General features: G+C 64.7%; 12 protein-coding genes. 11 read left to right on the top strand and 1 reads right to left on the bottom strand.

Annotated features, from left to right (window positions below):
* Window positions 1-46 precede the first annotated feature (46 nt).
* From fabD to ACFCU0_RS05420, 8 genes are all read left to right on the top strand, one after another.
* Window positions 47-991, top strand: coding sequence for an ACP S-malonyltransferase (gene fabD, locus ACFCU0_RS05455; RefSeq protein WP_434972655.1), 945 nt, complete (start codon window positions 47-49; stop codon window positions 989-991).
* Window positions 992-1,129: 138 nt separating this feature from the next.
* Entirely contained in the window at window positions 1,130-1,951 is an 822-nt protein-coding gene (locus tag ACFCU0_RS05450; protein WP_434972654.1) for a hypothetical protein, read from the top strand.
* A 113-nt stretch (window positions 1,952-2,064) separates the two neighbouring features.
* On the top strand, window positions 2,065-2,814 hold the full coding sequence (gene fabG, locus ACFCU0_RS05445; protein WP_434972653.1) for a 3-oxoacyl-[acyl-carrier-protein] reductase: 750 nt from the start codon (window positions 2,065-2,067) through the stop codon (window positions 2,812-2,814).
* Between the two features lie 179 nt (window positions 2,815-2,993).
* Window positions 2,994-4,439, top strand: a complete 1,446-nt coding sequence (locus ACFCU0_RS05440) for a DEAD/DEAH box helicase (RefSeq protein WP_434972652.1) — start codon at window positions 2,994-2,996, stop codon at window positions 4,437-4,439.
* A gap of 38 nt (window positions 4,440-4,477) precedes the next feature.
* The gene (locus ACFCU0_RS05435) at window positions 4,478-5,527 is read left to right on the top strand and encodes a ChaN family lipoprotein (protein WP_434972651.1); all 1,050 of its coding nucleotides are present in this window, start codon (window positions 4,478-4,480) and stop codon (window positions 5,525-5,527) included.
* 197 nt (window positions 5,528-5,724) lie between these two features.
* Complete coding sequence (locus ACFCU0_RS05430; protein ID WP_434972650.1) at window positions 5,725-5,994, top strand: hypothetical protein; 270 nt, start codon at window positions 5,725-5,727, stop codon at window positions 5,992-5,994.
* Window positions 5,995-6,320: 326 nt separating this feature from the next.
* Window positions 6,321-7,070, top strand: a complete 750-nt coding sequence (locus ACFCU0_RS05425) for an SDR family oxidoreductase (RefSeq protein ID WP_434972649.1) — start codon at window positions 6,321-6,323, stop codon at window positions 7,068-7,070.
* 128 nt (window positions 7,071-7,198) lie between these two features.
* Complete coding sequence (locus ACFCU0_RS05420) at window positions 7,199-7,522, top strand: hypothetical protein (protein ID WP_434972648.1); 324 nt, start codon at window positions 7,199-7,201, stop codon at window positions 7,520-7,522.
* Between the two features lie 9 nt (window positions 7,523-7,531).
* On the opposite strand, the gene ACFCU0_RS05415 is transcribed toward ACFCU0_RS05420, so the two are convergent.
* Entirely contained in the window at window positions 7,532-8,197 is a 666-nt protein-coding gene (locus ACFCU0_RS05415) for a CatA-like O-acetyltransferase (RefSeq protein WP_434972647.1), read from the bottom strand.
* Between the two features lie 346 nt (window positions 8,198-8,543).
* Between ACFCU0_RS05415 and ACFCU0_RS05410 the strand changes: the two genes are divergently transcribed.
* The 3 genes from ACFCU0_RS05410 (at window position 8,544) to ACFCU0_RS05400 (ending at window position 13,012) form a co-directional block, all read left to right on the top strand.
* Complete coding sequence (locus ACFCU0_RS05410; protein ID WP_434972646.1) at window positions 8,544-10,298, top strand: L,D-transpeptidase family protein; 1,755 nt, start codon at window positions 8,544-8,546, stop codon at window positions 10,296-10,298.
* Between the two features lie 173 nt (window positions 10,299-10,471).
* Complete coding sequence (locus tag ACFCU0_RS05405) at window positions 10,472-11,476, top strand: D-Ala-D-Ala carboxypeptidase family metallohydrolase (protein ID WP_434972645.1); 1,005 nt, start codon at window positions 10,472-10,474, stop codon at window positions 11,474-11,476.
* Window positions 11,477-11,941: 465 nt separating this feature from the next.
* Entirely contained in the window at window positions 11,942-13,012 is a 1,071-nt protein-coding gene (locus ACFCU0_RS05400) for a hypothetical protein (protein ID WP_434972644.1), read from the top strand.
* Window positions 13,013-13,021 lie beyond the last annotated feature (9 nt).

Raw genomic sequence — 13,021 nt, 5'->3', positions numbered from 1 at the left:
CAACGTACGTACGTCTCACCGCACAAACGCATACCGCACAGACATCATGGCCACAGCGTTTCTTTTCCCCGGACAGGGTTCTCAGGCTGTCGGGATGGGTTCGGACCTATTCGATCGGCGACCGGAGGCTCGAGAGCGATTTGAGGCGGCGAACGAGCTCCTGGATGTTGACCTGCTGACGCTGATGTTCGGTCTGGATACGAGCATCGCAAGCCCGGAGGATGAGTTGAAGCGAACGGAGATCACGCAGCCCGCCCTCTACGTGCATAGCATGGCCGCGATGGCGGTGCTGGACGCGGAAGGCGTGTCGCCGGACATGGTGGCCGGGCACAGCCTCGGGGAATACAGCGCTCTTGCCGCGGCGGGTGCGCTCTCGTTCGAAGACGGCTTACGCGTCGTCCGGCGGCGGGGCGAGTTGATGGCGGAAGCCGGCCACAAGCGTCCAGGCGCGATGGCGGCCGTGATCGGCGTAGACGATGAAGACGTTGAAGCGGTCTGCACGGCCGTGTCGGAGGAGACCGACGGCGTCGTTCAGCCGGCAAACTTCAATGCCCCGGGACAGATCGTGATCTCGGGAGACGAGGGCGCCGTCACCGAAGCGACCGGGCGCATCGACGGGCGCGTCATTCCGCTGCCCGTCAGCGGTGCGTTCCACTCGCCGCTGATGGATTATGCCCGGGACGGTCTGGCTGAGGTACTGGAAGCCGTCGACATCCGCGAACCGTCGTGCCCTGTTTACCTCAACGTGACGGCCAAAGCCACGACCGACCCCGACGAGATCCGGCAGCGACTCATCGACCAGCTTTTGTCGCCGGTCCGCTGGGCGCAGACCCTCCGCGGCATGCACGACGCAGGTGCAGACCGTTTTCTTGAGGTCGGCGCCGGACGCGTCCTGCAGGGGCTTGTCCGCCGAACGCTGGGACGCGACGTCGAGACCGCCGGGGCCGGGACGCCGGAAGAGCTGGACGCCCTCGTCGGAGATGCCGCCTGAACGGCGGATCCAATCATGGGCATCGAGTACCAGGCAGCCCCGGCTCTCTTCCCGGTGGGCTGTCCTGCATTCAGGACGAGGCGCGGCGACGTTCGGTTGACGGGAAGTTAACAAAGCAGGGGGTTGCTCGTATACGGCATGTCCGCCGTCCTCCCGTTCGCCGTCGTGCCGGTCATGACCCGCTTTTCAGCCGCCTTTCGCCTTCTTCTGGCATCTGCCGTCCTGCTACCCCTTCTCACGTCCTGCAGTACCTCTAAGCTGGACGGCTACGACGTCTCTGACATCGCGCGCTTCACGCTTCCATACGAGAGGGACGTGCCCTCTCATCCGGACTCGCTGCGGTTCGTTCGCGTCATCGAGGAAGACCAGACGGTCGGCGTGGCCACGGAGCGCAGCTTCGAGTCGCTGGCTCGCGACTGGTCCGTGTCGCGCCGTGACATCGGGCCGGCATCGCGTGCGCTCCAGGTCGTAGACTACGCTACCTTCTGGGGGATGGATCTGTCCCTGCTGTCGCTGGAGGTTGAAATGGGGATCTCCGACCTCTCGAAGGACCGTGCGCTCGAGCTCGTCGAAAAGCGCAAAAACGACGTTCGAAGCCAGATCCAGATCGACGTCTACTGGTTCGCGCGGCCGACGGCGAGCACCGTTCCCGGGCCGAACGCGAAGGGCGAGATCCGCGTCGACGACGGCACACGCTACCGGGCGACGCGCGCGGAGTACGGGCCGATACGGGATAGCTTCCTGCCCGATGGGTCGCGCGTCCTTTACCGCCGCTGCACATTTTACTTTGATCGCATCCAGGACGACAAGGATATCCTGGCGGAGAGCGAAACGCTCCGCCTTGACGTGCGTCGTTTTGCCGACCCGATCGAGGATACGTTCATCTGGTCCTGGGAAGAGGTCGTCGACGAGGCGGCCGACCGGACCGCTCGGAAAACGGCCGACGGATCGAAGCGGTGAGCGGCCGGGCGGGAGCGGAAATTTTGACGAGGAGGTTGTCATTCTGCCGGAGAATCCGAATCTTCCGTTCCGCCTCCTCGCTTTTCTCGTCCCGAAACCGCACGCCGTATTTTATGCAGATTGACCTGAGTGACCAGAGCATTCTCGTGACCGGTGGCACGCGTGGCATTGGCCGATCCATCGTCGACGCCTTTGCCGAGACCGGCGCCCGCATCGCGTTCACCTACCGGTCGTCCACGGAGGAGGCCGACGCGCTGGTCGCCGAGCTGGAGGAGCAGGGCGTGGAGGCGATGGCGCTACAGGGCGACGTGGCGGAGACGGACGTTGCGCAGCAGCACGTGGAGGCCGTGACCGACGCCTGGGGCGCTATTGACGTGCTGGTCAACAACGCCGGCATCACGCGTGACAATCTGATGCTCCGGATGAAGGAAGAAGACTGGGACGCCGTTCTCGACGTGAACCTGAAGGGAGTGTTCAACTACGCCAAGGCCGCGTACCGCCCGATGATGCGGCAGCGGGACGGGGTGATTATCAACCTGTCGTCCGTCGTCGGCGTCATGGGCAACCCTGGCCAGACGAACTATGCCGCGTCCAAAGCGGGCATCATCGGCTTCTCGAAGAGTCTTGCGAAGGAGCTTTCCACCCGCGGGGTCCGCGTGAACGTTGTCGCCCCGGGATACGTGGACACCGAAATGACGGAGGCGCTGAGCGACGATGCCCGTGACGCCATGCTGGATGCGGTCCCGCTCGGTCGTCCCGCCACGCCGGACGACATCGCAAGTGCAGTCCTGTATCTCGCGTCCGATGCGGCGTCGTACATCACCGGTCACGTCCTGCACGTCGACGGCGGGCTTGCGATGTAGTCGCGGCCGCCTGTCGGTCCGTGGAGCCGCCGGGCGACCGGCCGTAACGGTTCACCCGGAAACGGAGCCGACAATTTCCCGTCGCGTAGGATCGTTCTGATCCGCCGCTGCGTAGTACGCGCAGGATGTGCAATCGTACATCCGTGTTGTTTCTGGACAAACCTGGACATCCGTCCACTATGGCCCCTGATACGCCGAGTTCGTACACCCGCCTCATCGATCTGACCTCGAAGGCGCAGAAAAAGAAGCGCCGGGCCGAAGTCGGGGAGTTGCCCCAGCCCGACCCACCGCTCGACGAACTCACCATTGATGATCTGCCCGACGATATTGAGCAGGCCGTTCGCGCCGCCGGCTGGACCAGCCTGATGCCGGTTCAGCAGAAAGCGATACCCTACATGCTGGCCGGACGCGACATCATCGTCCAGTCGAGAACCGGTTCCGGGAAAACCGGCGCCTTCCTTCTCCCGCTGTTTCAGATCCTGAATCCCAAGCAGAAGGAACAGCAGGTCCTGATCCTGACGCCAACACGCGAACTGGCGCGACAGGTGTTTGAGGAATTCGAGCGGATGAAGATCGCCACGCCCCGCACGAACGATCTCGATGCGGTCCTCATCTACGGAGGCGTCGGGTACGGTCCGCAGATCGAGGCCCTCGAGAACGGGGCCCAGCTGGTCGTCGGTACGCCGGGGCGCGTGCTGGACCTACTCAACAAGAAAAAATTCGACGCCTCGAACATCCACGCGCTCATCCTCGACGAAGCGGATGAGATGCTGTCCATGGGCTTTTACCCGGACATGATGGAGATCCGCGAGTTCCTTCCGGAAGACCGGCAGTCCTACATGTTCAGCGCAACGATGCCGGCGAAGGTCCGCACCGTTGCCCGCGACTTCCTGAATGACCCGGGGTTCCTGTCGCTTAGTAGCGAGCGCGTCAGCGTGGAGGAGATAAAGTACCGCTACTATCTCGTCCCGCCAATGCAGAAGGACTCTACGCTCCATCGCCTGATCGAGCTGGAGGAGCCGGAATCGTCGATCGTCTTCTGCAACACGAAACGAGAGGTCAGCTACGTCACGCAGTTTCTGAACAACTCCGGCTTCGAAGCCGAGGAGATGTCAGGCGATCTCTCGCAGAATGCGAGGGAAGAGGCCATCGACCGCCTCCGCGACGGCGATACCCGCTTCCTCGTCGCCACGGATGTCGCCGCGCGCGGCATCGATGTGACGCAGTTGAGCCACGTCTTCATCTACGACGTGCCGCAGGACCGCGAGTACCTCATCCACCGCTCGGGACGGACGGCGCGCGCCGGCAAGAAGGGCACGACGATCATCCTCGCCACGAACGAGGATGAGTTCGAGCTGCTTCGCATGGCCCGCCGCTACGACATCGAGGTCGAGAAGCAGGAACTGCCGGAAGACCCGATCAAGGTAGCAGAGGATGCCCTCGCGGCCCGGAAGCGCGACACGGAGGCGGACCAGGATATTATCGACACCTTCGTGCCGCTCGTCTCCCGCCTCGCCCAGAGTCGTCCCGAATTGCTCGCGACACTCGTCGCTGAGCTGTACGAACAGGTCCAGGCGGAGAAGGAAGAAGCGGACGACGAGGAGGACGACACGCCGCGCCGCTAATTGCTGTCATCGAGGTCTCCGTTCATTCGATCGGGCGCATGATGTCGACGAGACCGACCGCTCTGGTGCTGGCCTTGATCTTTCTCGTCGGTCTGACCGGCCCGCCTGCGATGGGACAATCGGAGACGGGACAATCGGAGGCCGACACCCCGTCCGGCCCCGGCGATTACGTCATTTACACCTCGGACGGTGCGCCGATGTCGCTGGATCGCGTCATGGAGTCGGTGGATACCGTCGACGTGATATTTGTCGGGGAAACGCACGACGACCCGACCGCGCACGCCCTTCAAGATTCGCTGCTTCGACGCCTAGAGCAGGTCGCGGACACCGCCGGCCGCCCGATCGCGCTGTCGCTGGAGATGTTCGAGCGCGACGTCCAGTCGATCGTTGATGAGTACCTGTCCGGGCACATCGCAGAGCGTCATTTCATCGATGACGCCCGCGCCTGGCACAATTACCGCTGGGCCTATCGGCCGCTGGTTGAGCGAGCCCGTGCGGGCGGCTATCCCGTGCTGGCTGCGAATGCCCCTCGCCGCTACGTCAACCGCGTGGCGCGGGAGGGACCGGCTGCGCTGGAGACGCTTCCGTCCTGGGCTCGCGACTGGCTCGCCCCGCTGCCCTATCCCGGGCCGAGCGACGCATACCGCGACAAGTGGCGGGCACTGATGCGCCGTGCGATGCCGGAAGACCACGGCGGAGCGCCGACCGATTCCACCGACGCCTCCCCGCACGGCAGGCCTGACGGTCAGGAGGCCGCCCATCCGCACGGGGCGGGGAGCAGCGGACCCTCGACCATGCTGCAGGCGCAGGCCCTGTGGGACGCGACAATGGCGCACACGATCGCGCGGCACCTACTCCGACGCCCAGGGGCTATCGTGGTGCATCTGACCGGCGGCTTCCACGTGTCGAGCGGCACGGGCACCCCCGAAGCACTTCGGCACTATCGCCCGTCCGCCCGGTCGCTCGTCGTGATGATCCAGCCCGCGGCCGACCCGTCGCGCTTCGAGCCGGAGCAGCACGAAGGCCTGGGCGACGTCGTCATTCTCACGGAGGAGGCACAAGTGCCGTCGCGCACACGTGGCCAGTGACCGATTGTAGGCCGAGGTGTGTAGGACACGGTGCGATGTGGCGCGGTGCCGGCGTGGACGATATCGCACAGCAAACATGTGCGATTTGGCGCACCGGTGTAACCCTTTTCGGCGTTTGATGCATCTTATGAGGGACGGTACAGCACTTGCAGCTTCTGCAGGTGCCGCGTTACTCCACTGATCGACCCGCCGGAATCATGTTACGCACCTCGCTCGAATCCCAGCTCCGCTATCGCAAACACGGATATGCCTGGGCGCGCCGCGTCATCGCCGGCTTGACGGTATGCCTCGTTCTGATTGCAGGCATCGTCGAGCGCGATACGCTGATTTCGCCCACGGTTTCCATGACGTCGACACCCGCCCCGACGGTCACTCCTGACCAGCCGGAGTGTCCCCGGGCTGTGCCGACCCGAGCCCACATCCACGTCCTGATCCCGAAATCCATTGAGCATGTGATGGGGCGGTAAGCATCGTGCGCCGGGCACCCGGGTTTCTTGCACTCCGTATTCGTTCCTGAACCGCACCCTGACATGACGAGCTCCCCAGCCACGCGGGGCGCTGCCCACACCGGCAGGCCCCGTTTTTTTGTTGATCCGGTTTGGGTGGACGAGGCGACCGCGGGGCCCGTCCCGCCCGGTGGGATGGCAGATCGACGGGGTCGATCGGGGGTACTCAAACGTAAACATCGTTCCGCACGGGCAACTCCGGCGGGGCGGGCGCGTCACCAAACGTCCGCACGGGGCGAGACCCGCCTCATGCCATCGCCGTATCGTTTTCCACCGACCCATCCATCATGACCGACCTATCGAGCAAAAGCGTCATCGTCACCGGCGCATCCAGCGGCATTGGCGAAGCAACGGCCCGGATGCTTGCCGCTGAAGGCGCCCGCGTGGCCCTCGCGGCCCGTCGCACCGACCGGCTGAACGAGCTAAAAGCCGACATCGAGTCGGACGGCGGCACCGCCATCGTCGTTGCGACCGACGTGACGGACCGCGACCAGGTCCAATCCCTGGCCGATGCTACCCTCGATGCCTTCGCCAGCATCGATATCCTGGTCAACAACGCCGGCATCATGCCGCTCTCGTTCGTTAAGAACCTGCACGAGGACGAATGGGAGCAGATGGTAGACGTCAACATCAAGGGCGTGCTCCACTGCGTGGGCGCCGTCCTGCCCGCTATGCTCGACCAGGGGAGCGGGCATATCATCAACGTATCGTCGACGGCGGGGCGTCGCCTGTTCCCCGGCGGTGCGGTTTACTGCGGCACCAAGCACTTCGTACGGGCGCTGTCGGAGGGCATGCGAAAGGAGCTGGCACCGCATGAAAACATTCGCGTCACGAGCATTCAGCCCGGTGCGGTCGCGACCGAGCTGACGAACACGATCACCGACACGGAGGTGATGGATATGTTCAAGGAGCGGCATGGCAAGATGGAGCCGCTGGAGTCGGAGGATATTGCCGAGTCGATTCTATACGCCGTAACGGCCCCGGCGCGTGTCGACGTTGAAGAGTTGATGGTGCTTCCAACCGATCAGCGAACGTGACGCAGGACTTCCTTTCAGATCGGATGCAGATCAGGCCATGTCGCCCCCGTCCGGGCGGGATGGCCTGTTTCTTGTTTTACACCTCGTTCCAATCGGCTGCGCTTTTCTAATTCGCAGATTCAAAGACGATGGCTACACGCAACTCCCTGTGCGTCGAGTTTTCAGAAGACATCAGCGACTGGCTGGTGGAGACGGCCAGGGCCTGCAATACGACGCCGCAGGACGTGGTGCGCCTGCTGGTTATGGCACCAGTGTTCATGGAGAACGCCGAGAAGCACAACGGGGCGCTCCCGGACGTCGGGCGTGATCCGTCGAACGGAAGTGGAAAAACCCAGGTGTTAATGCAGGAGGCCCTCTCGAAAATCTACGACGCCACACGCCGCCAGTCTGTCGACGAGAAGATGCTCCGAAACGAAGTTCGGTCTATGTTCGAAATGATGAACGACGCGTAGTTCCCGGATTTACGCCGTCCCGTGGTCGGGGCGTGGCCGTTCCAGTTGTTCGGGATGGGCGCAGAGCTGCTCCAGTCGTTCAACGTACCGTCCGACATGGAGCCCATCCATCAGGCCGTGGTGAACAGCCACCGAGACCGGCATTTCCAGACGTTCCTCTCGCTCGGTAAAGCGTCCGAGCACGATTTTCGGCACGGAGTCGTCCGTTCCATAGCTGCGCGCATGCGAGAAGCTCGTGAACGAAACCCACGGCAAGACGGAGTAATGCAGGACGTCGCCGTCGTCGGGTCGATCGTCCAGCCCCTTGGTTGAGCGTACGTGCTCGATCACCTGACGGCCGGCTTCCTCCCACTCGGCAAACGTGGGCGCGGGCTCGAAGTAGCCGAACCCGAAGGTGTCGTCGTCCCGCAGAATTGTGCAGCCAGGCATGATGCGATCCTGCACGCGCACGCGGCCGCCGTCCAGTCGATAGCGAAAGTTCGGCACCGTTTCGGTCGCGCGCTGCGACGCGTACAACGAGGCGAGGAAGAACGAGGCGCCCGACGCCTCCGTCCAGGCTTTCAGGTTTGTCACGTCCACCTCCACGCAGACGTTGAAGAAAGGATTGTCGAGGCGGCTATAGAATTCGAACTGCGGTCGCCGCGGCCAATCGTCCAGGTTCAGGTAATGCGGCACGGGAAGACGGGGTCGAGTGAGCGGATTCGCGGACGTGCCGGTCGGCCCGGCTGGCGGTTCACGGGAAGTACTTCATGGTACCTGGGACGTCGTTGCGCGTCAACGTCGAGGCCGTTCCGGCGGGTAGCTTTCACCGGCAATCTGATCTCCGGGTTGTGCGCGGCGGCGGGGGAGAGCGTACCGGCGCTGCACTTGCCGGTAACACCCCGTCCGTGAAAATCGACGGAGCAATTCTTCCCTCGAGCCGTCCGAATCGTGATGATGCGGACGGATTCGGTCACGCCGAAGGGTCGTTTATCCTGTACACCGAGGAGATATGGGGCGGCACTTGTTGTGGGCTATTGGAATGCTGATGCTGCTCTGGACCGGTTGCCAGACCGGGGAGGGAGCACCGGGCGTGGAAGACGCGTCTACGACCGCTTATGCGGATTCCCTGAGGGCACGGGTGGTCGAGGGGATCCGAACGCGGGTTGAGAGTGAGGTGATCGGCCTGGACGGGCTGCCGCCGAATGAAGAAAGTCGTCCGCTTCGGATGATGCGCTGGTACGAGGAGACGGGCTTTCAGCCGCTCTGGGTGGACGGCACCGGCCCTCTTCCCGTCGTGGAGCGCCTGTTGGGTGTTCTGACCTCGGCGGCTGACGTAGGCCTCTCGCCGGAGGCGTATCCGGCGGGTCGCATCGACGAGCGGGTGCGGGCGGTGCAGTCCGCAGATTCTATGTCGGTCGCGGACCTTGTCGAACTTGAATTGCTTTGCACGAGCGCGCTCTGGCGGTACGCGATGCACCGCGCGTTCGGTCGAATATCGCCGGGTGAGGTTACGCCCACGTGGAATATGCCGATGCGGACCGGGGATGTGATGTCGGTCCTGCGGCGGCTGTCGTCGTCGGGGGATCTCGACGCGGCGCTGGCCTCGGTCACGCCGGCGACGCCGGCCTACGCAGAATTGCAGAACGCCCTTCGCCAGTACCGCGACGTGGAAGTCGACGGTGGCTGGCCGGCCGTTCCGGACGGTCCGTCGCTGAAACCGGGCGAGGTCGACCGCCGCGTTCCCTCGATCCGTGAGCGGCTCGCCGTCACCGGGGACCTAACCGTCTCCGTCGATTCTGTGCGTGCACGCATCGAACGTGCTTCGTCTTCGCCTCCGACTGGGGGAGAAGTCCGTCCAGAGGAAGCCGCCGACGCACCGACGGATTCCCTGTATCGATATGACGATGGACTGGAAGCCGCCGTCGTCCGGTTTCAGAGGCGACACGGACTGACGGCCGACGGCGTCATCGGCGACGCCACGCGTGCGGCGATGAATGTCCCCGCCGAACGCCGCGTCGCGCAACTCGTCGCCAACCTCGAACGGTGGCGATGGATGCCCGACTCCCTCGGTGCACGCTACGTCCTGGTCAACATCGCTGGCTTTTCGTTGGACGTGGTCGAGGAGGGGCGGACCGTCCTGTCCATGCGCGTTGTGACCGGTCGGCCCTACCGCCAGACGCCGGTTTTCTCGGATGAAATATCGTATCTTGTCTTCCGGCCCTTCTGGCACATCCCGCATAAGCTTGCCGTCGAGGACAAGCTGCCCCTCATCAGGCGGGATCCGAGCTACCTCGAGAGGCAGCGGATCAAGGTATTTCGCTCGTGGGATTCGGACGCGGCCCCTGTGGACCCGGCTACGATCGACTGGTCCACCGTCACGGCGGAAAATTTCCCCTTCCGCCTTCGCCAGGATGCCGGACCGCTCAATGCGCTCGGTCGGGTCAAGTTTATGTTTCCCAATCCGTACAGCGTATACCTGCACGACACGCCGACGCGCGGCCTCTTCCAGCAGGCCGAACGGAGTTTCAGTTCGGGGTGCATCCGGGTCGAACGGCCCGTAGAGCTGGCGAGGTATCTGCTTCACGATCAGCCCGGGTGGACCGCAGAGCGAGTCCGCGAAGAGATGTACGGGGACGGAGGGGAGCGCGCCGTCGTCCTTCAGCGACGCGTCCCGGTCCACCTGCAGTACTGGACGGCGTGGGTTGAGGACGGCGCGGTTCACTTTCGGAACGACATCTATGATCGCGACGCGCAGCTGCTCCGTGCTCTGGAGATCGACGACGCTCCGTCCTGAGGGCCGGCGGTTGCGTCGTCGTCCCATCCGCAACGCGCCCCGTGCCCCCCGCGAGGTATGCCGTTTGCGATGAATTACACACGCCACCCGCTTGACCGACCGCCGGACGTTTCCTTCGTTGCCACCGAGCCGACCGTTCGGTCCTGATACGCGCCAACCGTTATCTTCCCGACATGTCCGTATTGCTACGCCGCGCCACAGCGCTTCTCGTGGGCCTGACGGCCGTGCTCTTTCTCGGTGCGCCGAACGCATCGACCGGCTCGTGGCCGGCGTTCGCCGCCGATTCTCGCCATGCGTCTCCCGCAGCCGAGAACGCCGACGATGAACCGGCGCTTCGGCTCCGGTTCGGCGATCATAGCATCCGGTCGCCGGTGATGACCGTCTCCGTGATGCCGGGCGAATCGATTCCCATAACCGTCGCGAACGCGTCGGATCTGAGCGTCAGCGTCGGGCCCGGCGGGGGAGAGGCGGTGCCGGGACTCGGAGGGCAGTGGCTGTTTCGCGCGCCGGATGCTCCCGGGACAACGACGGTGACGGTGCGGTCGCCGGGGCGCGACGCCGCCATCCGCCTTCAGGTGTTCGTGCTGCAGCCGTGGGACCATCGGGGCACCTCGATGGACGGCTACCATATCGGACGGTATCAGCCGAGGGCGCGGCGTGGCCTCACGTCGTATGAGCGGCCGCGGGGCTTCGTCCGCGTGACTGATCGCAACCGGGACCTTCGCGTGTCGCCGAATTTTCGCCTCTCGCAGTTTCTCTGCAAACAGGGCGGGCCGGGCCCGGAATTCGCGCTCATCGACACTGAGCTGGTTCAGGCCCTCGAAGCCGTCCTCGCCGCCCTGCGTGAGCGCGGGCACGCGGCGCCGACGCTCCACGTGATGAGCGGTTTTCGAACACCATTCTACAACCGGTCGATCGGAAACACGACCGTCTACAGTCGCCACCTCTACGGCGACGCTGCCGACATTTTCGTGGATGCGGACAACGACGGGTGGATGGACGACCTGACCGGGGACGGCCGCGTGACGGAGGCCGATGCGCGCTACCTGGCGCGCGTGATCCAGTTGACGCTTGGGGAAGACGGGACCTTCGAGGGAGGACTCGGCACCTACGGCCCGGCGTCGCATCGCGGCCCGTTCGTCCATCTCGACGTTCGCGGCTATCCGGCGCGCTGGTGAACCGAACCCGGAGGCCGCGATCACGGCATGCACAGGTGGCACCGAGACGGATGGATGACCAACGTGTTGATGCGCCGCAGGAGGAGAGGCCGGCTGCCCCGATTTCTTCGTCCGGTTGCGCCGGGGCGAGTCGGCCGCGGACGCCGCAGGATACGCGCCTGACCATTCGATCTTCGTATTCTCTGGACGATTTCTCGCCCGGAGAATTCGCTGGGACTGCCACGATCTGTCGTTCCGGGTGCCGTTCCCCTCGGTCGATAGATCTCCTCATTCGCCATGTCCCTTCTTCGGTGTCTTGATTCGTGTCGTTCCGTTTCGGCTCCTGCACGTCCGCGACGCGTCTTTCCTGCCCCTGCGAGCTGGTTTGGTGGGATCGTCGTCGCTTTCCTGCTTCTGTGCGGCACGGACGCCGCGTCCGCGCAGGGTACGTATGCTGATGCGCGCGCCACGCCGATCGTGCCGTCCATGCTCGCCCGCGGCGATGCCGGAGTGGCCCGCCCCGACCTGTACGTCGCCTCGCTCATCAATCCGGCACAGCTGGGGGCGGAATGGGGAAACGAGCCGCGCTTCACGATCCTCGGGGTGGCCGTGAGCGGTCGCCCGGGTCGGGTCCGGGATGCGATTGACCTGTTCGAGGATGAACTCGCCGACGTGGAAGACCTCACCGATGAGGAGGTCGATGCGGTTGAGGAGGAGGCGCTGGACCTGTTCGAACGCCCGCTCACGCTCCGGTCGGCCGTGCTGCTCCCGTCGGCCGTCTTCCGGGCGGGATCGGTGGGCCTCAGCGTCGGGGCGTACGTGACGCAGACAGCGCGGGCGCAGGCGATCCGGGGTCCCATTTCTCCCGACATCGCCGTGTTCGGGCAGACCGATGGCATCGTCGCCGTCGGTGCGGGCATGCCCATTGGGACCTCCGGTGTTCGCGCCGGCGTGACCGGCCGGTACGTCCGCCGCTACGTGTCCACCTACCGGCAGATCGCGGAGGATTTCGACGTACCGCCCATCCTGTCCGGCTCCACCCTGGCGCTCGACCTCGGGCTGCAGTACGACGTCGCCAGCGTGGAGGGATTGACCGCTGCCCTCGCGGTGTACGACCTGCTCGGCGGGCAGATCTCGTATGAGCAGGACGACTTCTTCGGGGCCTTCGAAGACGAGCCGGAAGCGGGATCCGTGGAGGCGGCCGAGGTCATCCTGGATGAGTTTGACGGTCCGCGGATGCGACTCGGGGTCGCCTACGCCATCCCTCGCCAGTACATGCCGCGGATGGGCGCGACGACCGTGTTGCTGGACTGGAGCACCGCCTCCACGACCGGGTCGCGGCAGTCCTTCTTCCGGCGCCTGCGGCTCGGGACGGAAACCAACGCCGGGCTCGTCCAACTCCGAGCCGGGCTGAGCCAGGGCCTCCCGTCTGCGGGAATCGGCCTCAACGGCCGGGTGGTGCACGTTGATTACGCCATCTACGGCCGGCAGGAAGGCGTTTCGCCGGAGGACGGGTCCGCGTACGCCCACACGATCCAGCTTCGCTTCGGGTGGTGATTCCGGCGA

The sequence above is a fragment of the Longibacter sp. genome, from assembly GCF_051155795.1.
In the GTDB taxonomy this organism is placed as follows: Bacteria; Bacteroidota; Rhodothermia; order Rhodothermales; family Salinibacteraceae; genus Longibacter.
The sequence above is the reverse complement of the archived record's forward strand: the minus strand, read 5'-3'. Positions and strand labels throughout refer to the sequence as shown.